General features: G+C 67.1%; 17 protein-coding genes. 6 read left to right on the top strand and 11 right to left on the bottom strand.

All coding sequences use genetic code 11. The annotated features are described in order from the left end of the window. Positions 1-7: 7 nt before the first annotated feature. Both ACPYN9_RS05680 and ACPYN9_RS05675 read left to right on the top strand, forming a co-directional pair. On the top strand, positions 8-343 hold the full coding sequence (locus ACPYN9_RS05680; RefSeq protein ID WP_424464710.1) for a PadR family transcriptional regulator: 336 nt from the start codon (positions 8-10) through the stop codon (positions 341-343). A gap of 1 nt (position 344) precedes the next feature. Continuing rightward, positions 345-1,295, top strand: a complete 951-nt coding sequence (locus ACPYN9_RS05675) for a permease prefix domain 1-containing protein (RefSeq protein WP_424464708.1) — start codon at positions 345-347, stop codon at positions 1,293-1,295. 1,026 nt (positions 1,296-2,321) lie between these two features. Here the strand turns inward: ACPYN9_RS05675 and ACPYN9_RS05670 are convergent. The 6 genes from ACPYN9_RS05670 to ACPYN9_RS05645 all read right to left on the bottom strand — a co-directional run bounded on the left by ACPYN9_RS05670 (position 2,322) and on the right by ACPYN9_RS05645 (position 11,767). Then, positions 2,322-4,853 (bottom strand): ATP-dependent Clp protease ATP-binding subunit, encoded by a 2,532-nt coding sequence (locus tag ACPYN9_RS05670; RefSeq protein ID WP_424464707.1) that lies wholly within the window; start codon positions 4,851-4,853, stop codon positions 2,322-2,324. A 194-nt stretch (positions 4,854-5,047) separates the two neighbouring features. After that, positions 5,048-5,782 (bottom strand): hypothetical protein, encoded by a 735-nt coding sequence (locus ACPYN9_RS05665; protein WP_424464705.1) that lies wholly within the window; start codon positions 5,780-5,782, stop codon positions 5,048-5,050. A 250-nt stretch (positions 5,783-6,032) separates the two neighbouring features. Beyond that, entirely contained in the window at positions 6,033-8,558 is a 2,526-nt protein-coding gene (locus tag ACPYN9_RS05660) for a LuxR C-terminal-related transcriptional regulator (RefSeq protein WP_424464704.1), read from the bottom strand. Between the two features lie 233 nt (positions 8,559-8,791). Then, positions 8,792-10,024 carry a hypothetical protein gene (locus ACPYN9_RS05655; protein ID WP_424464702.1) on the bottom strand — a complete coding sequence of 411 codons (1,233 nt, stop codon included), beginning with the start codon at positions 10,022-10,024 and terminating at the stop codon, positions 8,792-8,794. A 199-nt stretch (positions 10,025-10,223) separates the two neighbouring features. Then, positions 10,224-11,504, bottom strand: a complete 1,281-nt coding sequence (locus tag ACPYN9_RS05650; RefSeq protein WP_424464700.1) for an MFS transporter — start codon at positions 11,502-11,504, stop codon at positions 10,224-10,226. An 83-nt stretch (positions 11,505-11,587) separates the two neighbouring features. Further along, complete coding sequence (locus tag ACPYN9_RS05645) at positions 11,588-11,767, bottom strand: hypothetical protein (protein WP_424464698.1); 180 nt, start codon at positions 11,765-11,767, stop codon at positions 11,588-11,590. 100 nt (positions 11,768-11,867) lie between these two features. Between ACPYN9_RS05645 and ACPYN9_RS05640 the strand changes: the two genes are divergently transcribed. From ACPYN9_RS05640 to ACPYN9_RS05625, 4 genes are all read left to right on the top strand, one after another. After that, complete coding sequence (locus ACPYN9_RS05640) at positions 11,868-12,674, top strand: HAD-IIA family hydrolase (RefSeq protein ID WP_424464696.1); 807 nt, start codon at positions 11,868-11,870, stop codon at positions 12,672-12,674. 103 nt (positions 12,675-12,777) lie between these two features. Next, positions 12,778-14,529, top strand: coding sequence for a BCCT family transporter (locus ACPYN9_RS05635; RefSeq protein ID WP_424464694.1), 1,752 nt, complete (start codon positions 12,778-12,780; stop codon positions 14,527-14,529). A gap of 748 nt (positions 14,530-15,277) precedes the next feature. Beyond that, entirely contained in the window at positions 15,278-16,360 is a 1,083-nt protein-coding gene (locus ACPYN9_RS05630) for a hypothetical protein (RefSeq protein ID WP_424464693.1), read from the top strand. A gap of 402 nt (positions 16,361-16,762) precedes the next feature. Next, complete coding sequence (locus tag ACPYN9_RS05625) at positions 16,763-17,599, top strand: hypothetical protein (protein WP_424464691.1); 837 nt, start codon at positions 16,763-16,765, stop codon at positions 17,597-17,599. Positions 17,600-17,830: 231 nt separating this feature from the next. Here the strand turns inward: ACPYN9_RS05625 and ACPYN9_RS05620 are convergent, their stop codons facing one another. The 5 genes from ACPYN9_RS05620 to ACPYN9_RS05600 all read right to left on the bottom strand — a co-directional run bounded on the left by ACPYN9_RS05620 (position 17,831) and on the right by ACPYN9_RS05600 (position 24,026). Continuing rightward, the gene (locus tag ACPYN9_RS05620) at positions 17,831-18,847 is read right to left on the bottom strand and encodes a hypothetical protein (protein ID WP_424464689.1); all 1,017 of its coding nucleotides are present in this window, start codon (positions 18,845-18,847) and stop codon (positions 17,831-17,833) included. Between the two features lie 185 nt (positions 18,848-19,032). Beyond that, entirely contained in the window at positions 19,033-19,578 is a 546-nt protein-coding gene (locus tag ACPYN9_RS05615; RefSeq protein WP_424464688.1) for an endonuclease domain-containing protein, read from the bottom strand. A gap of 1,163 nt (positions 19,579-20,741) precedes the next feature. Beyond that, positions 20,742-22,241 (bottom strand): lysine--tRNA ligase, encoded by a 1,500-nt coding sequence (gene lysS, locus ACPYN9_RS05610; RefSeq protein ID WP_424464687.1) that lies wholly within the window; start codon positions 22,239-22,241, stop codon positions 20,742-20,744. Positions 22,242-22,468: 227 nt separating this feature from the next. Then, positions 22,469-23,044: a hypothetical protein gene (locus ACPYN9_RS05605; protein WP_424464685.1), complete on the bottom strand. Its 576-nt coding sequence runs from the start codon at positions 23,042-23,044 to the stop codon at positions 22,469-22,471. Positions 23,045-23,330: 286 nt separating this feature from the next. Further along, positions 23,331-24,026 (bottom strand): low molecular weight phosphatase family protein, encoded by a 696-nt coding sequence (locus tag ACPYN9_RS05600; RefSeq protein WP_424464684.1) that lies wholly within the window; start codon positions 24,024-24,026, stop codon positions 23,331-23,333. Positions 24,027-24,072 lie beyond the last annotated feature (46 nt).

Here is a 24,072-nt window from a genome sequence, read left to right as displayed (position 1 = left end):
GTGAAGCATGAGCGATGACGAGACCCACGACATCCACCTGCAGGAACTCCGCAGGGGCACCGTCGTCCTCGCATGCCTCCGCCTCCTCGCCGAGCCCGGGTACGGCTACGGCCTCCTCGAAGCACTGCAAGCCCGCGGCTTCGACACCGACGCCAACACGCTCTACCCGCTGCTCCGCAGGCTCGAGAAACAAGGCCACCTCACCAGCGAGTGGAACACCGACGAGCCGCGGCCCCGCAAGTTTTACCGCACCAGCACAGCGGGCGCCGCCCTCGCCGCCGCGATGACCACAGAATTCCGCTCCCTCGCACAGGCGATCGAGCACCTCCCGGAAGGGGCCTGACATGAAGACCATCAACGACACGCTGACCGAACGCTACGTCAGCGCCGCCATGCGCACCGTCCCCGACGACCAGCGAGACGACCTCGAAGCCGAGCTCCGCGCATCCATCGCCGACCTCGTGGATGCGCGCGTCGAGGCCGGCGAGCACGCTGCGGCCGCAGAGGTGTCCGTGCTCACCGAGCTCGGCGACCCCGAATTGCTCGCCGCCAGTTACACCGAGCGGAAGCTGTTCCTCATCGGCCCCCGCTACTACCTCATGTGGTGGCGTCTCCTGAAAGTGCTGCTGCTCATCGTGCCGACGTGCGCCGCCCTCGGCGTCGCCATCGCGCAGACCCTCGCGGGCAGCAGCATCGGCGAGATCATCGCCGAAGTTGTGGTGATCATCCTCAGCGTCATTGTGCACGTCGCGTTCTGGGTGACCCTCGTCTTCGTCATCCTCGAACGCTCGGACACGCCATCAGTCGACGGGAAGTGGAGCATCGACGACCTCCCCGAAGTCCGCCAGACCGGCGCCGGCGCCTCCGAACTCGCCGCGTCGCTCGTCTTCCTCGTGCTCGGGGTCGCCGCGATCGCCTGGGACCTCTTCGTCGGGTTCGTCCCCGCGCATCCCGGGCTCTCGTTCTTCAGCCAAGACCTCTTGCCCTGGTGGGCGCTCGCACTGCTCGTGCTGTTCGCCCTCGAAGCCTGGTACAGCATCGCCCTCTACCGAACTGGTCGAGTGACCACGCGACTGGCCTGGGCCAACGCGACCCTCGCCGTCCTCTTCATCTCGCTCGTACTGACCGCCCTCGGACGCGGGCTCCTGCTCAACCCCGACTTCTTCCCAACCGTGATCCCGAACGGCGACAGCGCGACGACCGTCGCCACCATCGTGACCGTGCTCATCGCCTTCGGCGCGGCCGTTGCCGCCGTTTGGGATATCTGGGACGGCTTCCGCAAAGCGACCAGGTAGCGCCCGGCCACGCTCCAGACCGCTCCGCCCGGACCGCTACCACGAGATGCCCCAAAGGGTCGCCATCCGCGACCGAGAACAACCCTTTGAGGCATCTCGCGAAAACTAAGCGACCTTCTGCGGCATCTCGCGCGAACGAAACAACCCTCTGCGACATCTCGCGAGAACGAAACAACCCTCTGCGACATCTCGCGAGAACCGAACAACTAGTTGCGGCATCTCGCGATCCGATCGAACGCCGCTGCGCTGCACCACACCAGACCCCACAGCCCCGCCCCGCACCGGAACGCACCGCACCGACCAAACTCCCCGAACCCCCAACACGAGATGCCCCAAAAGGTCGCCATCCACCACCGAGAACACCCTCTGAGGCATCTCGCGAAAACGAAGCGACCATTTGCGGCATCTCGCGAGAACGAAACAACCCTCTGCGACATCTCGCGATCCGATCGAACGCCGCTGCGCCGCACCACACCAGACCCCACAGCCCCGCCCCGCACCGGAACGCACCGCACCGCACCGGACCGGCCAAACTCCCCGGGCCCCACCACGAGATGCCCCAAAAGGTCGCCATCCACCACCGAGAACAACCCTTCGAGGCATCTCGCGAAAACTAAGCGACCCTTTGAGGCATCTCGCGAGAACTAAGCGACCCTCTGCGGCATCTCGCGAGAACGAAACAACCCTCTGCGACATCTCGCGATCCGATCGAACGCCGCTGCGCTGCGCCACACCAGACCCCCGCAGCCCCGCCCCGCACCGGAGCGCACCGCACCGGACCGGCCAAACTCCCCGGGCCCCACCACGAGATGCCCCAAAAGGTCGCCATCCAACACCGAGAACAACCCTTCGAGGCATCTCGCGAGAACTGAGCGACCATTTGCGGAATCTCGCGGGGTGCGACGCCCCACGCCCACGCCCACGCCCGCGCACGCCCACACCCACACCCGCGCAAGCACCCACACACGCACGACGAAGCCCCCGCATCCGTGGATGCGGGGGCTTGGTCAGACGTGCGCGTTCGGGTTATGCGCTCTGCGCGTCGCCTTCGCTCGAGTCGGCGATGATGCCTTCTGCCTGCGAGGTGACTCCGCCGGCGGGCACGGCCTCGGGGACGAGGCGCTTCGTGACGTCGAACACGAACTCTTCGCCCGGGTAGTCGACCTTCACGTGGTCGCCGGCCTTGAGCTCGCCGCGGAGGATCTTCTCGGAGAGAAGGTCTTCCACTTCGTGCTGCACGGCGCGACGCAGCGGACGCGCACCGAGCGTCGGGTCGAAGCCGACCTTGATGAGCTTGCGCTTCGCGGCCTCGGTGATCTCGACCGTCATGTCGCGGTCGAGCATGCGCTCGCTGAGGCGACCGATGAAGAGGTCCACGATCTGCAGCAGCTCGTTGGTGGAGAGCTGCGGGAACACGATGGTGTCGTCGACGCGGTTCAGGAACTCGGGCTTGAAGTGCTTCTTCAGTTCCTCGTTGACCTTCGACTTCATGTTGTCGTACGACACCGAGGCGTCGCCTTCGAGCTGGAAGCCGACGGGGCCGCCGGAGATGCCCTTCGTGCCGAGGTTGGTCGTCATGATGATGACCGTGTTCTTGAAGTCGACGACGCGACCCTGACCGTCGGTGAGACGTCCTTCTTCCAGCACCTGGAGGAGCGAGTTGAAGATGTCGGGGTGTGCCTTTTCGATCTCATCGAACAGCACGACGGAGAACGGCTTGCGGCGCACCTTTTCGGTGAGCTGGCCGCCCTCTTCGAAGCCGACGAACCCTGGAGGGGCACCGAAGAGCCGCGAGACGGTGTGCTTCTCGCCGAACTCGGACATATCGAGCGAGATGAGCGCCGACTCGTCGTCGAAGAGGAACTCCGCGAGCGCCTTGGCGAGCTCGGTCTTTCCGACTCCGGTGGGGCCGGCGAAGATGAACGAGCCGGATGGGCGGTTCGGGTCCTTGAGTCCGGCGCGGGTGCGGCGGATGGTCTTGGAGAGCGCGGCGATGGCTTCGTTCTGGCCGATGACCCGCTGGTGCAGGGCATCTTCCATGAAGACGAGGCGTGCGGTCTCTTCCTCGGTGAGCTTGAAGACGGGGATGCCGGTGGCCTGCGAGAGGACTTCGGCGATCAGGCCTTCGTCGACGGTGCCGGTCGACTTCACGTCGCCCGACTTCCACTGCTTCTCGAGGCGGAGGCGCTCGCCGAGCAGGTTCTTCTCGTCGTCGCGCAATGACGCGGCGCCTTCGAAGTCCTGCAACTCGATGGCCTGCTCCTTGTCGGCGCGGACGATCGCGATCTTCTCGTCGAGTTCGCGCAGCTCCGGCGGCGACGACAGCACCGAGAGGCGCAGGCGCGCGCCGGCCTCGTCGAGCAGGTCGATGGCCTTGTCCGGCAGGAACCGGTCGGAGACGTAGCGGTCGGCGAGAGTGGCCGCGGCCACGATGGCGTCGTCGGTGATGGACACCTTGTGGAACGCCTCGTACTTGTCGCGGAGCCCCTTGAGGATGTTGATCGTGTGCGCGATCGACGGCTCTTCCACCTGGATGGGCTGGAAGCGTCGCTCGAGCGCCGCGTCCTTCTCGAAGTGCTTCTTGTACTCGTCGATGGTGGTCGCGCCGATGGTCTGGAGCTCACCTCGTGCGAGGAGCGGCTTCAGGATGCTGGCCGCGTCGATTGCACCCTCGGCGGCGCCCGCACCCACGAGGGTGTGGATCTCGTCGATGAAGACGATGATGTCGCCGCGCGTGCGGATCTCCTTGGTGACCTTCTTGAGGCGCTCTTCGAAGTCTCCGCGGTAGCGGGAGCCTGCGATGAGCGAGCCGAGGTCGAGCGAGTAGAGCTGCTTGTTCTTGAGCGTCTCGGGGACCTGTCCGGTGACGATCGCCTGGGCTAGGCCTTCGACGACGGCGGTCTTGCCGACGCCGGGCTCGCCGATGAGGACGGGGTTGTTCTTGGAGCGACGCGAGAGGATCTGCATGACGCGCTCGATCTGCTTCTCGCGACCGATGACAGGGTCGAGCTTGCCTTCGCGCGCGGCCTGCGTGAGGTTGCGGCCGAACTGGTCGAGCACGGCGGAGCCCTGGGCGGCCTGCTGCGGCTGGTCTGCGCCAGCGACAACTTGTTCCTTGCCCTGGAAGCCACTGAGCAGCTGGATGACCTGCTGGCGAACCCGGTTGAGGTCTGCGCCGAGCTTCACCAGCACCTGGGCTGCGACGCCCTCGCCCTCGCGGATGAGGCCGAGGAGGATGTGCTCGGTGCCGATGTAGTTGTGGCCGAGCTGCAGTGCTTCGCGCAGCGACAGCTCGAGCACCTTCTTGGCTCGCGGCGTGAACGGAATGTGTCCCGTTGGGCGCTGCTGGCCTTGGCCGATGATCTCCTGGACCTGCTCGCGCACGGCGGGCAGTGAGATGTCGAGGGATTCGAGTGCCTTGGCGGCGACCCCTTCACCCTCGTGGATGAGGCCGAGGAGGATGTGCTCGGTCCCGATGTAGTTGTGGTTGAGCATCTTCGCCTCTTCTTGGGCGAGGACGATCACGCGCCGGGCGCGGTCGGTAAATCTCTCGAACATCCGTTTCTCCTTCGACTCCCTGACCTCGACACCTGGCTACAGGGTCGGGGGTCGTGTACACCGAGAGTAACGGCGACTTCCCCCGAAACCCTCCCCTGTTCGCCCTGGGCGTGCGGCCGATTAACCCCGGACGTGCGGATGCGCCGCCGCGGCTCGGGTGAGCTGGCGGCGGCGCATCCTGTAGGTCGCTGGCACTAGCCGAGCTGCGGGCCTCCGGTGTTGGCGGCGCCGACTGGGTCGCCGGCTCCGTCGCTGGGGGCTTCGACCTGCGCCTGGCGCAGGTTGTTGTTGTCCGGCGTGTAGGCGGTGGTGGGCAGGAGCGCGCCGTCGCCGCCGATGAGGCGTCGGAAAGACTGCACTGCTCCGTCGATGGTGACGAAGCGGTCAATGTAGGGGGCGCGGGTGCCGCCGGAGACCGACTGGGACGTGAAGACGAAGTCGTTGGGGATGAACGTGCGCCCGGGGGTGAGGGGCAGCGGGCCGGTGTAGTTGGAGCGGTAGCTGATGTAGTTGCCGCCGTTGATTTGGATGGTGCCGACGCGGGTGAGGTTCGACCACTGCGAGCTGCCGGACTTCGTGAAGTTCAGCGTGCCGGAGGCTGCGCGGAAGTGGAAGACGATGTAGATCGAGGACACCGTGGTGGTGCTGACGACGTCGTTGATCCACAGGCCGCGGGCCGGGTAGGTGCCGGTCGCGTCGACGGTGACTCGCCCGTTCCCGCCGCTGGTCGGGTAGTGGAACTCGATCCAGCCGTTGATGCCTGGGGTCTTGGGGTAGGACGCGGCGAACGCGGGGGCTGCGGTGGCGAAGGCGATCACGGGCGTGGTCCAGGCTGCGGCGCGCAACACTGAGCGACGGCTGGAGCCGGTGGTCGTGGTGTCCGTGGTGGACGTGGACAGATTGGCTGCGTTGCTGGGGATTTCAGACAAGGGGGAACCTCTTCGGAGCAGTTGGGGGGTTGCTTCCGCGCCGGTGGGGCGCGTGGGCTCGGCCCGTCCAGAGCGGACGTGTCGAGCGGGTCCATACGACGCCAGATGCGGCCCTTTCGCCCCGAACTCACCCCGGACTTCACCCTAAGTTGTAGCTACAAATAAATGAGCCTCAGATTGTCCGGGTGAAAACGAGAAAGCCACCCCGGATTTCACCCCGGGGTGGCTTGCGAGCTGGCAGCGAGAAGTCTTAATCCTCACTTCGATCGCGGAGGAGTCCGAGTGACTCCGCGCGACGGAGGGCTTCGGAGCGCGAGTGCACGCCGAGCTTCTTGTAGGCGGAGCGCAATTGCGTCTTCACCGTGTTGGGTGAGACGAAGAGTTCTTCGGCGATACTCGCCGGTGACGCGTGTTTCGCGAGCGCGTGAACCACGACTCGCTCGCGTTCTGTGAACTGTGGCATGGCACTCACTTCCTGCATCGTGGTGACCACGGCGATGGAGTCGAACATCTCGACGTCATCGGCGCCACCAGACTCGCGGCTGAGCTGCGCGAGCGCCTCGCGGTCACGGTCGGGCAGCAGGAGCAGGGGTGAGATGAGGCCGTACTGCCCAGAGAGCGCGGATGCGAGGCCGATCATGCTGAGCGCGACGTCGCGGTCGCCAGAGCGGAGGGCGGCGGCGGCACCGAGCGCGTGCACTGCCGTGCGCATCCGCGGCGTGGTTACGAAGTCGAGCGACCGTGAGACGAGCCGCATGCACTGGTCGGGGTCGCCGTCGACGAGCGCGAGCAGGGCCCTCGCCGGCAGGGTCCTGAAGTCGTCTGTCGCGTATCCCTCGAGCAGCTTGCGCGCGCGGGCGGGGCGCCCCGCCGCCAGCCAGAGCACAACGAGGAACGCCTTCACCCGAAATAGCCCGAGGCTTTCGGCGGCACCGGATGCGGCGAGCGGTCCGTCGAGGAGCTCCTCGACCCGTCGCGCCTCGGCGAGCGCTTCGCCTTGCGCGAGTCTCGCCATCATGACGGGTTCCTGCAGGTACGGCCAGATGTCTGAGGTGACCGTGTGGCGCTCCACTCCTTCGAGGACGGCGCGCGCCTCCTGCCACTCTCCGTGCTCGAGGTGCACGTAGGACCTGGCGATGTGCCCGAAACTGCCGAGGTGGCCGCGGTGGACGGCGGAGCCCCATTCGCCTGCGTCGATCTGCGCGAGCAGGGCGTGCGCGGCTGGCATGTCGCCGTCGATAGCCTTGTAGCCGGCCGCATCGGAGTACGAGAGGTTGAGCGAGCTCTGAGACTGCGGCACGACGAAGGTGCTCGTGACGGCGGCGTGCGCGCCGGCGACGTCGCCGATGAGGAACAGCGACAGCGCCGCGCCTCGGACGAAGACCGGCGTGAGCATGGATGCCTCGCCGGCGGGCGTCTGGGTGCGTGCGAGCTCGAGCGCCTCCCGGGCGAGGTCCGCGGACTCGCGGTACCTGCCGAGGGTGCGCATCGCGAAGGCCTTGAAGCAGAGTTGCTCGCAGCGGCGGGCGGGCGCGAGTCCGCTCGGGATGCGCATCCCGGCCGCGATCTGGAGCATCGGCTTGGCTGAGCTGCGAAGCACGGGGTTCGACAGCCTGGCGAGGCCGAGCACGAACGCGAGGATTGGGAAGGCGGTCAGCACGTCCTGCGGCAGGTGCTTGAGGCGCGCCTCGTAGCGGTCGGTGGTGTACGCCTCGACCACGGTGAGCAGGAGGCGTGTGCAGATGCGCGAGGCGAGCTCGTAGTCGTCGACTTCCAGTGCCAGCTCGAGCGCCGCCTCCGGGTCGCCGTTCGCGGCCAGCCAGGCGGAGGCGATGGATGCGGCGCGCCGGTACTCGTCTGGCGCTTGGGTGCGCAGTTCCTCGTGCAGCGCGTCGCGGAGTGCGGTCACGTATTGGAACGCGCCCGCGGTGCGGGAGAAGGTGATGTGGCGACCGAAGCCGTCGGCCTCGAGCACCTCGATGGCGGCGTCTTGGTCGACCTGGGGTACGAGCATCCGTGCGAGGGACGCGTCGAAGTAGGGCACGACGCTGGTGATGCGCGCGAATTTCGCGAGCTCCTCGCTGGGCAGCTGCCCCGAGAGGTTGGTCGAGTTGAGCGCGTTCTCGCGCCAGTGGGCGGCACGCGGCCCAGATCGGGAGAGTTCGAGCATGGCCGCACGCACCGCGATGGCGTAGCCACCGGTGGCCTCGTACACGTCGCGGGCCTCCGCGAACCTGCTGTCGCCCACCACGGTGTCGAAGAACTCCGCGACCTCGTCTTCGGTGAACTCGAGGTCGACGTTGGTGATGACCTGCACGCGCCCCTGCAGCTGCAGCCGCTGCTGGTCGAGGGTCGTTCGACCGCGCGCGGCGACGATGACGCGCATCCCTGGCACGTGCTCGGTGCCGCGGAGGAGGTCCTCGTCGATGACGCGCGCGAGTTCCCCGAGGCGTTCGTAGCCGTCGAGCATGATCGTGAAGGCGCCCTCGCCGCGCATTGCCGCGATGAGGTCGCGCTTCTCGAAGTCGTCGCTGTTGATGAGGCCGATGAGGTCGTCGAGCTGGAGGTCGGAGATGAGACCTTCTCGGTAGGCGGCGCGCGCGATCTGCTCCCACACGCTGTTGCGCGTCGTGGTGGCAGTGCCGAACGTGACCCAGAGGAGACGGCCAGTGTGGCGCTTCGCGTCGGCCCACATGCGCATGAGCGTGGTTTTGCCGTAGCCGCTCGGTGCGTGCAGCAGCGTGATGCGAGCCGCATCCTCGTCAAGTGCGCGCAAAAGGCGCTCTCTGACCAACAGATCACGCGACGCTGCGTTCACCCTTTCACCCGCCTCAACTTGTATGCGTTTTCACCTACCAAATGGATGGTCAAACCATAACCCGAGATTTCGGATTTGACGAGATCCGGATAACCGGATATTTGCCAGATTTTTGCCATGCGTTGGCTATGAAATGGCACGGCTGCGCCGGGCGCCTCGACCGCCGGCTAAGACACTCGGAGGGGGCGAGATCAGCGCTGTGCCGCGCAGATCTGGGCGGCCACAGTGGGTGCGTTTGCACCCTGAAGGGTCGACACCCACGCCATCTCAAGTTCGCGCGACAGGTCGGGCCACTGGGATCCAGACCAGAATTCACAGTCACGAACGCCGAACTTCAGCTCGAACACGCCGAGACCGGTGAGGTTGTTGCCCACGAAGTTGACACTGAAATCACGATTCGTCTGCTGCAGCTCTGGAACGAGCTCGAGCAGCTCCTGCCATTCCGTCGTGCCGCGGAACTTCCCAGAGGCGTCGCCCGACTTGACGCCCTCCATCGAGTCGTCGAACGCGGTTACATTGACCTGGGTGATGGCTCCCGTCGACGCATCGTCCACCCGGACGTGCACGCTCGCGAGCTTCTCCGACCTGTCGAAGACCGCGCTCGTCGCGCGAACGAAGTCGATCTGCTCCGTCGAGGGGATCGACGACTGCACGAACTGGCCCGTCGTGAACGGCGCCAGCCCCATGAGGTCCCACTCCCCCGTTGCCGCACCTGGATCGTCCAGGGCGCGAGCCGACTCGAGCAACTGCTCAGAACGCGCTTGGTCGCCAGCTTCGTCGCTCGAGAGCTCGATGACCACGAGCCGGCCGCGGGCGGCGGACGTCAGGGAGGGCGCGTTCGTCGCGGCCGGCGGGGCGCTCGACGGCACAGCGGATGCGGAGCCCTCCGGGTCGGGCGGCGTCGTCTCGCCCTGCTGCGAGTTGCGATCGGCTGCCGAGACCTCGTCGGCATTGCCCGAGACGTCGAACATGCCAGCCGAGACCGGCGCCGAGTAGGTCCTCGTAGAGATCGACTCGAACCCCACGGAAGTCAGGTCCCGCCAGTAGGCGAGCTGCGCGCGAAGCGCCTCTGGCGTTGCCAGGTCGAAGTAGGAATACGCGGAGCCCGCGAGCCGCAGTTCGACCGCCCCGGCGTACTGGCCCTGCCCCAGCTGCACCGCGGGGAAGGTCGACGCATACTCACCGATCTCGGCGAGCTCGTCCTCGGTCACGTCGTCCTCGAGCGTGACCACGAGGTCGACCTTCACCGCCCCTTCGACCGGCGGCCGGTCGAGGCTCGACGCCTCCACGCCCGGAAGTGAGCGGAGCGTCTCGTTGAACGAATCAGCCGCCGACTGCACGGTCGGGAATGGCCCTGACGCGCATCCGGCGAGCACCGCCATCATCACGGCCGCGATGAGGACAGGCAGGGCAGAACGCGGCATCGTCAGCACCCTCCTCCGCGTCCTCAATCCAGCACGATGCCGATTAGGTTACGCCGCGCTCCCCGGAGCTATCTGGATGCTCCCTCAGAGGGGCGGCGGCTGGATGCGGCGAGGGCACGGGATGCGACGAAGGCGAGGCGGCGCGAGGCGCGCGATTCCGGGCCCAGCCTCACGCTCATCCGCGCGTAACATCCGTCAGTCAGCCCGCCGCGCGCGCCCCGGGCTCGTCGGCGATCTCGCCCGCGCGACCCACGTTGACGAGCGACTTCCAGACGAGCGCCAAAATCAGGATGCTCACCGCGAAGGCCACCCAGATCGTCGTCACGATGCCGAATCCCTGCCCGATGAGGCCGCCGATGAACGTGCCGATCGCCATGCCGCCGATCATGCCGAGGAAGTAGACGCTCGACACGCGGCCGCGCATCCTGCTCGGCACCGCCCGACCCCGGATCGTGCTCGCCAGCGTGGCCCAGATGACCGTGTACATGCCGAAGACGAACATCGTGGCCGCGGCGACGACGACGTTCGCGGTGGCGGCGAGCACGAGGTGCAGCACCGTCTCGAGCGCGAGGCAGGCGCGCATCAGGCTCGTGTACGAGAAGCGGCGCTCCAGCCTGGCGTACAGCGCCGTGCCAACGAGCCCGCCGAGTGCCGAGACGGCGAGCAACAGCCCGTAGCCGGCGTCGTCGAGCCCGAGCCGCTGCTTGGCGTAAAGCACCAGCACGCCGTAGGTCATGCCGTACGTGATGTTGAACGCGAAGAGGATGATGGCGAGGGTGCGCACCGGTGGGTTCTGCCACAGCCACGTGAACCCCTTCGCGATGTCGCGTCGCACTCGAGCGATCGAGCGGACCGTCTCGATCGGCCCCGTGGTGGCAGTCGAGACGGGCGGTGACTGGATGCGCGACACGAGCACCACGGCGAAGAGCAGCGACACGACGGTCACGCCGTACGGCAGCGCGTGGGCGACCGCGAAGATGGCGCCGCCAATCGCCGGGCCGGCGAGCTGGTTCATGACCGTCTGGCTCGCGATGAGTCGCGAGTTGGCGATGCCGAGCTCTTTGGACGGCACGAGGTCGGGAACGATCGAGGTCCACGCATTGTCGGTGAAGACCTCAGCAGCCCCGACAAGGAACAGCGCGATGTAGAGGATCGGCAGGTTGATCGTGTCGGTCAGCACGAGCGCGCCGATGATCGCGAGCATCAGCACCCTGCTCAGCGCGCCCGTCACGATGATGGCGATGCGCGGCAGCCGGTCTGCGACCACGCCGGCGAAGAGCCCGAATACCAGCCACGGCAGCTGCTGCACGACCAGGGCGAGCGAGACGAGGAGCGGGTCCTGCGTCAGACTCGCGACGAGCAGCGGGCCGGCCGCGATCAGGATGCCATCGGCCAGGTTCGAGAACAGCGACGACGACAGCAGGAAGCGGAAGGGCTTGCCGAGGGGCGCAGGCGAGGCCCAATTGAGCAGGAGTGACATGTGTCGGTTCCAGACGACGAGAGGCTGACCTCCTCGTCAACGAGGGATCAGCCGAAAGTTGGGGGAAAGCAGCGAGCCGGGTGTCAGCTGTTCGCGTCGGGCTGCGGAAGGCCGAGGCGAGCGCGCTCTTCGCGCTCGATCTTGTCGGCCATGGCACGCTCGCGGCGATCGCCGGAGAGGATCGAGGTCAGGATCCAGAAGAACGCAACCCCGATGATCACAGTCGGGATGAGCGACCAGAGTGCATTGAGGAAGAAGTCCATAGTGGAACGAGTCTACGCGATCGCTCGCGCGCTCCGGCGAGTCCCTGCGCATCCACCGCACCCGCATCCACGTGTCGGCGCGGGCACTTAGGCTGTGGCCATGGTCGATCGCTCGAACGTCGAATGCTGGCTCACCGATATGGACGGCGTGCTCGTGCACGAGCAGGCCGCGCTGCCCGGCGCGGTCGAGCTGCTCGCGCAGTGGCAGCGAGACGAGACCCCGTATCTCGTGCTCACGAACAACTCCATCTTCACGGCCCGCGACCTCGCCGCGAGGCTGCGGTCGAGCGGCATCAACGTGCCAGAGGAACGGCTCTGGACCTCAGCGCTCGCCACGGCAGACTTCCTCCGCCAGCAGCTGCCAGGCGGGGCGGCGTTCGTTATCGGCGAGGCGGGCCTCCTCACCGCCCTGCACGACGCCGGCTACATCATGACCGAGACCGACCCAGACTTCGTGGTCGTCGGCGAGACCCGCAACTACTCGTTTGACGCCATCACCAAGGCCATCCGACTCATCGGCAACGGCGCGCGATTCATCGTCACGAACCCCGACGCCACGGGGCCGAGCGCTGACGGCCCCCTGCCCGCGACGGGAGCCATCGCGGCGCTCATCACCAAGGCGACCGGTCGCGAGCCCTACGTCGTCGGCAAGCCGAATCCAATGATGTTCCGCTCCGCGCTCAACAAGATCGGCGCGCATTCGCACAACACTGCGATGATCGGCGACCGCATGGACACCGACATCGTCGCTGGCATGGAGGCCGGGCTCCACACGGTCCTCGTGCTCACCGGCATCAGCGACCAGCGCGAGATCGAGCGCTACCCGTTCCGTCCCGACGAGATCATCACGGGCGTGCACGAGCTCGTTCGGGATGCGGGCGTAGAGGCCGCGGGATCGCCGAGCTGACGCGGCGTGAGCTGACCTGACGGCATCCACGTTCGGCCAACTCAGGGCGCGTAAGTAGCTAGGCTGACTAGCGATTTTCGTCGTCTCGCGTACCATTGGCGCAGTGACTTCCAGCCCCCAAAGCTCAACAGCCGCCGAAACGACCGCGAAGAAAGACCCACCGACGATCAAACGATGGGTGTTCTGGCCCGCCGCGATCATCGTCATCGGGTTCGCCGGGTTCGCAATCCTCGCCCCCAACGCCGCCGACACCGCCTTCGGTGCCGTGCAGTCGTCGATCGTGCGCAACTTCAACTGGTACTACGTGCTGATCGCCGCGTTCTTCGTCATCTTCAGCCTCGTCATGGGCTTCGGCAAGTACGGCGACATCAAGCTCGGCAAAGACGACGACAAGCCTGAGTTCTCGAACCTCAGCTGGCTGTCCCTCCTCTTCGCGGCCGGCATGGGCATCGGCCTCGTCTTCTACGGCGTCAGCGAGCCGCTGAGTCACTTCATCGAACCCAAGCCCGGCGTGTCGGGCACCGAGAACCAGCTCGCGCAGCAGGCACTCTCGCAGACCTACCTGCACTGGGGCGTGCACGCGTGGTCCATCTACATCGTCCTCGGACTCGCGCTCGCCTATGCCATCCACCGCCGCGGCCGTCCCGTCAGCGTGCGCTGGGCACTCGAGCCCCTGCTCGGACGCCGCGTGCGCGGCGGGTGGGGCAACCTCATCGACATCGTCGCCCTCGTCGGCACCATCTTCGGCGTCGCCACCTCACTCGGCCTCGGCGTGCTGCAGATCGGATCCGGCCTCGAAGCCGCGGGCATCCTCGAATCCTCCACCACCTCGTCGATCGCGATCATCGCCGTCATCACCGCGTTCGTCCTGTTCTCCGTCATCTCCGGCGTCGGCAAGGGCATGAAGTGGCTGTCGAACATCAACCTCGTGCTCGCCGGCGCGCTGCTCGTGTTCATCCTCATCGTCGGCCCCACCCAGTTCCTGCTGCGCGACTTCGTGCAGTCCCTCGGCAACTACCTGCAGAACTTCGTGAGCCTCACGTTCTCGACCAGTGCCTTCTCCGGCGAAGCCGGCGTCGACTGGCAGTCAGCCTGGACCACCTTCTACTGGGGCTGGTGGATGTCGTGGGCCCCCTTCGTGGGCGTGTTCATCGCGCGCATCTCACGCGGACGCACCGTGCGCGAATTCGTCACCGGCGTGATGCTCGTCCCCACCCTCGTCACCTTCCTCTGGTTCTCCGTGCTCGGCGGCACCGCGCTCTACCTGCAGCTGAACGGCGTCACCGACTTCGTGCAGAGCGACGGCTCCGTCGACGTCGAAGGCGCGCTGTTCCAGATGCTCGCCGAACTCCCCGGCGGGGCGATCCTGACCATCGGCGCGATCATCCTCATCGCCATCTTCTTCATCACGTCCGCCGACTCCGGCGCCCTCGTCATGGGCATGCTCGCCACCGGCGGCCAAGTCGAACCCAAGCACTGGGTGCGAGCATTCTTCGCCATCATCACGTCGCTGCTCGCGGTCGCGCTGCTGCTCGCCGGCGGACTCAACGCCCTGCAGACCGCCGCCATCAGCATCGCGCTGCCGTTCTCCATCGTGCTGCTGCTCTCCTGCTGGGCGACCGCGCTCGCCTTCGCCCGCGAGAAACGCGCCTACGAACGGGCCCGACGCGCCGCGCTCGTCGACCACATCGGCGACTTCTACGGACTGGAAGTCGACGAACCCGTCGAACGCGAACCATCCCGCATGTTCCCCTGGCTGCGGAAGACGAACGTCATGAACCTGCCCGTCGCCGGCCCCGCGCCGACAAGTCAAGTTCCGATCGTCACCCCGAACACCGAGAAGCCGAAGGACTAACGCGCACCCCCAAGCGGGGGCACGCGAGGGCCTCCTGCAGGCTCCGAGCGGGCGCGGGTCGGATGCACGTGCATCCGGCCCGCGTCCGCTTTCGTCGCGGCGTGGGTCGCGCCCCTCCCCGACGCGAGATGCCCCAAAAAGTCGCTCCCCTTGAGTCGACGCCCCCTCCCCTACGCGAGATGCCGCAAAAGGTCGCACTGGCGACGCCAACGCGCACGCATCCCCACGCACACCACACCCCGCGCACGACCCCACGTGCACCACACCAGAGCACCACGACCTCACGCGCACCGCACCCAAGCACCACGCCAAGACCCTTCCCACTCGCGAGATGCCGCAAACGGTCGCTCCGAGCGCATCCAGAACAACCCTTTGCGGCATCTCGCGCAGAAAGCAGCACACCAGACACCGCCCCGCACACTCCCCTTACACCGAGCGCACCGCGCGCACCACACCCGCGCCCCACGCACACCCGCACTCACGCGCACAACTCCTCCACCCACCAGCCCACGCAGGTGCACCCACGCACCCCACTCACACCCACGCACCCACGCACCCACTCACGCGAGATGCCGCAAACGGTCGCTCCGAGCGCATCCAGAACAACCCTTTGTGGCATCTCGCGCGTGGGCTGAACCTTCCCACCCCGCGCGAGGCCACACTCCCCAAGCGACACTTCGCGCGGCCGGCACCGGATGCTCTGTCAACCCTCAGCGCCAATCGGTGCACATACCCCAGGATGTGACGGATGCACTCCCTCGTCAGCGCGCTGCTTCCGGCGTTCACCCCCGCACGTCTGCTGCACGTCGCGAAGACCGCCGCCGCGGCGACGATCGCCTGGTACGCCGGGCATCTCGTGCCGGGCGAGGCGAACGCCTACGCCTACTACGCGCCGCTCGGCGCGCTCGTCGCGAGCGTGCCGACGGTCGCCGGTTCTGTTCGCTCGAGCATCCAGGTGGTCGTCGGGGTGCTGCTCGGCGTGCTGGCGGCCGGCGGCCTCGTCACTGTCGGCACCCCGGTGGCCTTGGCCGTTCCGATCGCCGTGGGTGTTGGCACGCTGCTCGCGGGTATCCCGATCTTCGGCGCCGGGCGTGACTACATTCCGATCGCGGCGCTGTTCGTCTTCGTGGTTGGTGGCGCGAACCCGGACGGGTTCTCGATCGGATACGTTGTGCAGATGGCCGTGGGCGCGGCGATCGGCGTACTGCTGAATCTGCTGGTTCCGCCGGCGACGGGACGCGACCGCGCGATGCGTGCCATGAGCGACGTCAAGGAGACGGTGGCACAGACCATTCAGCGCGCCACGGAGCTCCCGAACGACGACGTTCCGGAAGAGAAGCTCACCGAGTGGCGCGCATCCCTGGATCGACTCGACGGGCAGCTCGCCGACGCGAAGACCCTCGTCGGCGACGTGCAAGAGAACCTGCGCGGCAACGCGAGAGGGCTCCGGGCGAAGTTCGACACCGATTCAGCGATCGGCGAGCTCTCGAGCCTGAGCCGAATCGTGCGGCATATCGCGGAACTCCAGGAGCCGTTCCTCGAGGTCTCGTGGAGCGAAGCGCAGCCCGGCTCACGGCGCGCGCTTGAGGCGGCGGGCGAGCATCTGGCGGCGCTCTTCCGCGAATGGGTCGAGTCTCCCCGCGACGTCTCGACGCAGCTCAGCGCTGCCCGGTCTGCGCTCGAAGACCTTCAGCGTCTCGAGTTCGAGCACCATTCGGGCTGGGACCCGCCCGCCCAGCGTCGCCTGGTGACCGTGTATGCGTTGCGGAAGATCGTCGCCGAGGTCGAGTACCGCGTGGAGGGTGAGGGCAGCAGCACGCCGCAGGGGTAGTTGCGGGGCGGCGGATGCGCGTCTCGCGGAGTTGCGGACGCGTCTCCCGACGTGGGGGCGTCTCTCCTGACGTGGGGGCGCGTCCCGCGAGCGTGCCGGGCCCGACTCGCGGAAGGGCAGGGCCCGTCTCCTGCCGTGGGGGCGCATCCCGCGAGCGCGCCAGGCCCGACGCGCGGACGTGCCGGGCGCATCCCGCGGACCTGCCGGCACGACTCCTGAACCCGCGGGACGTTCAGTTCGCGACATCCGATCGGATCTTTCACGACTGAGGCGGTCGCGGTACTGCCGGGATTCGCAGCGGTTTTTAGCGTATGAGCATGCGTCCCCCACGTAGCTCCAGCGCGTCCCCCGCGCGCCGGCTCGACCTTATCGATCGGCTCGATCTCGTCGATCGGCTCGCCGATGCGTGATCACGGAGGCCATCAAGTCGCCTCTCGTTGGCGCGCGGCGGTCGGCACGAACCCGAACGTGTTCGCCGATGCCGTCGGCACGCCGTGGTGGGCTGCGGAACGCATCTGGTCGTCGCCCGGGGTGCTTGAAGCGGATGCGGACCCGGCGAGCACGTTCTGCTGCTTGATCAGCGTCGAGGGTGCGGTGCGGATGCACGCGGGCGAGTCGTCGTTTGTGCTTGATGAGCACAAGTTCGTCGTGCTGGAGTCGGCCGCGCCGCTCTCGGCAGCGTCCGAGGGTGCGTCAGCTCGCATGGAGATGCGTTTCACGTCGTCGAGGCTGGGCGCCGAGCAGTTCAAGAAGCTTCTGGGGCAACCGCTTGAGGTGTCGGAAGCGCACTGGCAGTTGGCGGTGGCCATGCTGACGACGCTCATCTCGGCGCCGCCCCCGCCGGGAAGCGGCACGCTGTCGTTGCGCGGCGTCTTGGAGCATCTGGTCATCTCGCTGCTCAGCGAGGCGCGAGACCAGCGGCTGCTGGCGCACGGGGGCGCCGGCTCGGATCTGCTCGTGCGCGCCATGCGCATGATCGACGCCAACTTCGACCGGCCAGATTTCTCGGTGGCGATGCTCGCGTCGATGATGGCTGTCTCGCCGACGCATCTGCACCGAGTGTTCGCTCCTATGGAGTTGAGCCCGCGCAGGGCGATCGAGCAGACCCGTGTTCGCGCTGCGACGGACCTGTTGGCGCATCCGGATCCCGCGGCGCCGATCGACCTGAACGTTGTCGCCAAGACCAGCGGATTCTCATCGGTCCGGCAAATGCGGAACGCGCTCGACCGCTGGGCGTAGGGGCCGGAGGGCACGGAGCACGGGGCAGCGTCGCGGATGCGCGGCGCGTGCCGCACCTCGACGCGAAATCCAGACGTGCGGCGGTGAGGCGCATCCACCCGGCACGCCCCGGCGCGACGCATCCGCGGCGAGCGGCACGGATGCACGCCACGCGCATCCGCGGACCGAGGGAGTGGCGCGGGCCGGAGCTTGAGTCGCCCGTCGTCGCACCACTCCCCTCGGGTACGGCGGCTACCGCGGGTTCTGCGGCGTCGGTGCCGGGTTCTGACGCTGATTGACGATGTCGGCGACGGCGCGCTCGAGCCGGAGCGGCGTCCCGTTGACTGTCGCGTACCGCGTAGTGAAGTTGCTCGCGCCCGAGATGAAGGCCGGCATCTGCTGCTGACGGAAGTAGAACCCGACGGGGATGTTCGTCGAGGATCCGGTAGCCGTGATGGCGGGGCCCGTGTACGTCGTGCGCCAGATGTTGTACGTGACGCCGTTCCGGACCGCTGTTGCGCCGGTGAGTACCGGAACCGTCCAGTCGACGCTCGAGCCGGCGAGGCGGCTGAACGGTGTTGTCGGCCAGTTGCTCGAGATCGCGATCTCGACATAGACGTCGGTGATCTGGTCCCCAGCGGTCGTGCCATCGATGCGCAGGCGCTTGGGGTCGCTCGAGTTCGGGTCGGCGTCGTACTGATAGAACCCTGCCCCCTGCCCGTTGGTGGCTGGCGTTGTGAGATAGAAGCCAGACCCGAAAGCTGAACTGATCGTCAGGTTCCGTCTGCCGAGCGGCAGGGTCGCTGGCGTGCATGTCTGACCTGCGACACCGGTGACCCGTGCGGTGAGGGTGCCCGCATTCGTGCCGGTGCCCACGCCGACGATGCGCACGGTCGCTGACCCGTTGACGAGAGACACGGTCTGAGAGGTCGCCGTGTTCGGCGGCACCAGTGTGCCGTAGAACTGGTAGCCCGTGCCTGCGAGGCTCACCGTCACCTGCGCGGAAGGGTTTCCACTGCTGGCAATGGTGAGCGGCGAGGAGTAGTCGGTGCCGGCAACGCCATTGACGGCCACGAACGTCGGAACACCCCCGACGTTCGTGGTCGGCGAGAAGGTGAGGGTGCCGGCACATCCCAAGCTGGCGGCCTCGGCCGGAGCAGCCACTGACGCGGCGACCACGGGAATCGACCATGCCGCTCCCGCGATGATCGTGCGTCGGTTCAGGCCGCTCGGTGCGTTTGGCACACCATCTGTGGTTTCTGCGTTCATGGCTCCCTTTCGGTGGGTGCAGGCTGCGCTGCTCGCAGCGTGCGCTGCGCGACAGCCACTCCAACACGGGGTGCTCAGCCGCACGCAGGACTGACCCGAATCGGTGAGAAACGAGAGAAATCAGGTGAGAAACCCGCGAGGGTCCCCCGCTCGCCCGTGCCCGTTCACCCGGCACCTTGCGGCCATCACTTGGGTCCTCGCGATGCGAGCGCTTCCCGCAGTTCAGCCAGGAACGCGGTCGGATCTCGAATGTCGCGCCTCGTGACCAAGACCACGATCCAGCCCTGTGACCGCAGCTCACGAATGCGATCCATGTCGTCGATGACCTGCTCCGGACTGAAGTGATACTCCCCCTGATACTCGACGGCGACCTTCAGCTCCGGATACGCGAGGTCCGTCCTCGCCCGCCTGCCGCTTCCTAGGCGCACCCGGAAGTTCGGCGTTGGCTCCGCGAATCCCGCTTCGATAATGATGAAGCGAGTACGAGACTCCCCAGGAGACTCCACGCCCGGGCGGGCAAGTTCCGCGGCGTCCCGCAGCGCCCGCGCCCCTCGCCTGCCGGTCCACCGCGCGGCGATGTCCAGCAGATCGTCCCGGGATGCGATGGGCCCGGCAAAGCGCCGCCCCGGGTAGCCCGCGAACTCCGCAAGCATCGCATCGGCGATGACGAGCAACTCCCGCCGCGAGACGACCGTCGCCGCCTGAGCCCAAGCCACTCTCGGTGAGATCACCCGAACCCCGCGGGGGCTCCGAAGTTCGAAGAAGTCGCGCGCGATCGTGCTCCCACGAATCCGCTTCCCCCGGGGCGCCCGGCACCCATCCGGACGCGTGACGACGGTCACCATCCGATCCTCCAACCGACGAGTAAGCGGGAGACCCCAGTACCGAAGCGCAGAGATCCCCGACAGCGCGCAATCCGGCGGCATGCACAGCGCATACGCCATGTCGAGATCGCGTGCATCCCTCGCGGGACGCTGCGCGCGCACGCCATAGTGGATGCGCTCCTTCGCCGCAGCCCGGATCCGCCCGCGCGTGAGCCCACTGCGCAGCGCATCAGACGTGCGGAATGGGACCCCCTCGAAGGGCGGCGGGAGAGGCTGCGCGGTCTTCATCCCGGCACCGTAAGCCGACTGCCATTCGTGTGGCCGCCCCGCGCATCCAGTTGTGGAGAACGACTGCGCACAGGGGGAACAACACCGAAGTGGTGACGCTCAGCGAGTGTCCGCTGCGGAGCGACGCGGCGCGGCGCTGCACGGCGCGGCGTGAAGTGAAGTGGGGCACGTACCGCGGTCGTCCCTGCCGCGAGATGCCGCAAAAGGTCGCCACGCACCACCCCAGAAAAACCGTTCGGGGCATCTCGCGAGAACGCAGCAGCACAGACACCCACCAAGGACGACACCACCGCGAGTTGCCACAAAAGGTCGCCAACCACCACCCCAGAACAACCATTCGCGGCATCTCGCGGGCACGTGGCCCCTCAGAACAACCATTCGGGGCACCTCGCAGGCACGGGACTCCTAAGAACAACCATTCGGGGCATCTCGCGAGAACGCAGCAGCGCAGACACCCACCACGGCCAACACCACCACGAGATGCCACAAAAGGTCGCCACGCACCACCCCAGAACAACCGTTCGCGGCACCTCGCGGGCACGTGGCCCCTCAGAACTATCACGGGCATCTCGCGGGCATGCGGCGGCCCAGAACAACCATCTGCGGCAGCTCGCGGACAATGGGCACCCCAGCACCCCAGCACCCAACCAAGCCCAGCCCAGTCCCCAGTCCCAAGCCCCGAGTACCCCAGCACTTCCCGCACCCACCCCCGCGCATCCCGCCGCCCACGCATGAAGCCGCCGCCCTGGTTCGGGCGGCGGCTTCAGGTCTGCGGATGCGCGTTACTTGACGAGCGGGAAGAGCACGGTTTCGCGGATGCCGAGGCCGGTGATGGCCATGAGGAGGCGGTCGATGCCCATGCCCATGCCGCCGGATGGTGGCATGGCGTGCTCGAGTGCTGCGAGGAACTCTTCGTCGACACGCATCGCTTCAGCGTCTCCGCGTGCGCCGAGCGCGGCCTGCTCGACGAAGCGGGCGCGTTGCTCGACGGGGTCGATGAGTTCGGAGTATCCGGTGGCGAGCTCGAAGCCGCGCACGTAGAGGTCCCATTTCTCGACGACACCGGGAATGGAGCGGTGGGATGCGGTGAGCGGCGAGGTTTCGACGGGGAAGTCCATGACGAACGTGGGTCGTGTGAGGTCTTCCTTGACGAAGTGCTCCCAGAGTTCTTCGACGAGTTTGCCGTGCGTGGGGTGGCTGACCTCGATCTCGACATTCTCGGCGAGCGCGAGGAGCTCCGAGAGGGGTGTCTCCGGTATGATTTCGACGCCGGCGGCTGCGGAGAGCGACGGGTACATGGAGACGCGGTCCCAGTCGCCGCCGAGGTCGAACTCGGTGCCGTCTGTCCAGGTGACGACGTGGGATCCGGCGACGGCGAGTGCGGCGTTCTGCACGAGTTCTTGCGTGAGGTCGGCGATCGAGTTGTAGTCGCCGTACGCCTGGTACGCCTCGAGCATCGCGAATTCGGGGCTGTGCGTCGAGTCGGCGCCTTCGTTGCGGAAGTTGCGGTTGATTTCGAAGACGCGGTCGAGGCCGCCGACGACGGCGCGCTTGAGGTACAGCTCGGGTGCGATGCGCAGGAAGAGTTCGGTGTCGAAGGCGTTGGAGTGGGTGACGAAGGGGCGGGCGGCTGCGCCTCCGTGCATGGTCTGCAGCATGGGCGTCTCGACTTCGAGGAACTCGTGGTTCGCGAAGGTCTGGCGCAGTGACGCGTTGGTCTTGGCGCGTGCGATGACGACGTCTCGGGCGACGGGGCGCTGGATGAGGTCGAGGTAGCGCTGGCGGACGCGGGTCTCTTCGCTGAGCTCGCTGTGCAGGTTCGGCAGTGGTCGCACGGCTTTGGAGGCCATCTGCCATTCGTCGGCCATGATGCTGAGTTCTCCGCGGCGCGACGAGATGATTTCTCCGGCGGCGAAGACGTGGTCGCCGAGGTCGACGTAGTCCTTCCAGAGGTCGAGCTGTGCTTGTCCGACGACGGCGAGTGAGAGCATGATCTGGATGCGCGCGCCGTCGCCGGCTTGGAGGCTCGCGAAGCAGAGCTTGCCGGTGTTGCGGAGGTGCACGACGCGGCCTGCGACGCCGGCGCGTTCGCCGGTGGAGGCGCCGTCTTCGAGGTCGGCGTGGGCGGCCCGCACGTCGGCGATGGTGTGCGTGATGGGGAGCGTCAGTGGGTAGGGCGCGATGCCCGACTCGAGCATCCGCGCACGCTTGTCGAGACGCACCTGCTTCTGCTCGGAGGCTTCCGCCTCGGAGAGTGCGTCTTGGATGGGCGCGTCGGCCATTCGGGCTCCTTGCGTTTCTTGCGACTGGGCGTGGATGCGCGTCCTGGGCGCGACGAACGCCGCGCGGTTTCGCACTCCCCCAGTTTGGGGCACTTCGCGCTGGGGCGCGAACTGGGGGCGTGAACTGGCGCGCGAAGTGCGGCGCGAACTTGGGCGCCAGCCGTTTCGAGTGCGTCTCGCGGCGCGGCGGCGTCCTCTTCAGCGCGGGGCGCGGGTCGGGGTGCCCGTCACCAGGTCGGGTTGGAGCCTGAGTGGGTGAGGGTGGTCGACGACTGCGGCGAGGTGAGTTTCGCCGTGAAGTTGACGGCTTGGGCTGTGGGGGTTCCTGGCACTGCTGCGGCGACCCAGGTGATGTTCGACGATGAGCCGCCGTTGGGGATGGTCTCGGTGAGACGCAGCGTGAAGGTGATGAGGCCGCCGCTGACGACACGGCTGAGTTCGACGACCCCTGGGCTGAGGTTGGTGAGGGGCAGGTCGGCGACATAGGCCGCCGGGTAGGAGACGACGATGTCGGTGGTGAGGATGCTCGTGCCCGGGGCCTGGTACTGGTTGCCGAATTTGGTTTCGAAGCGGTACCCCTGGGCGACGTTCCCGTTGATGGCGGGGTTCCAGGTGGACCCGTGGACGAACATCTGGGGGGTCGTGTAGAAGACCATGATCGCGTTGCCGGATGCGGCTGCGACGGGCGCGGAGATGGCGACGGCGAGTACGGGTGCGGCCCAGGCGCTGCCTGCGAGGAGTGCGCGACGGTTGAGCGTGCTCGGGGTGGGTTGGGGTGACTGTGGAGCGGCGTTGGGGGTCATGGCGGTCCTTTTTGCGAACGTCGATACTGCATGCGTGCGACGTTCGTAGCGGTTCAAGTTGACCCGAGTTCTCCGAGCCGCCGTTAACCATAGACCTCTGCATCGCCGTTAAGTCGACCCATTTTCTCTCCGGAGATTAAGAACCGGAGCATTCCGCACAACAAGCGGGTCGTATGTAAGATTCTGGCCAAATCTCGCGCATTTCTTCCCACTCGAATCCCGCGCGCAACAAACAACGGCCGCCAGGGTCAGAGACCCCGGCGGCCGTTGTGGCGCAGCGGAAGGACTAGGAGGTGCGGGCCTTCGCCCAGTCGACGACACCCTCGAGGTACGAGACGATCGTCTCGGCGGCCGGCACGAGCTCGCGCCCCGAGCGCTGGTAGGTCTCGTCGGAACGGCGGAACGGGTCGACGACGTCGTAGTCACTGGCGTTCTCGAGCGGGGCGATGACGCCGCGGAGCGGCGCGGCCGCGCCGACGGCAGCGGTGAGGGCTGCAGTCACGATGTCTTGTTCTGAGGCACCCGTGCTGGCACCGTCGGATGCACCTTCGAGGGCTTCGCGACGCGACCTGCGAGATCCCGAGCTTGCGCCGGGGGCTTCGTAGGTCTCCTCGAGGTCTTCCGCGGTGACCTGGCTGGCGATGTGGGCGAACTCGCGAAGCGTGAACGTGCGGCGCACCACTGAGGGGGCCAGCTCGACGATGCGCTGGCGGTGCTCGCGGGAGAGCGCCAGCACGAGTCCCGCGCCGCGCGCGATGTCTTCGGTCAGCTGCCTCGACACGTGCTGTTCCGCATCCGTCACCCCGTACTGCGCGGCGAGCGCGAGTGCCTGCTGGGGCATGCCGCTGCCGACGAGGGCTCCGGTGCCCGCGCTCTCGACGGTCACCCCGGGCAGCTCCTTGAGGCCGTCGCGCAGGAGTTGCTCGGCGAGCGGCGATCGGCAGATGTTGCCGGTGCAGACCGTCAGGATACGAAAGCTCATGCGGGTTCTCCCAGGGGTCGTGGAACGTTCAGCGTAGCAACGCCAC

The sequence above is a fragment of the Pseudoclavibacter helvolus genome, assembly GCF_049707175.1.
GTDB lineage: Bacteria > Actinomycetota > Actinomycetes > Actinomycetales > Microbacteriaceae > Pseudoclavibacter > Pseudoclavibacter helvolus_A.
This window is presented reverse-complemented; position numbering and strand designations above follow the sequence as displayed.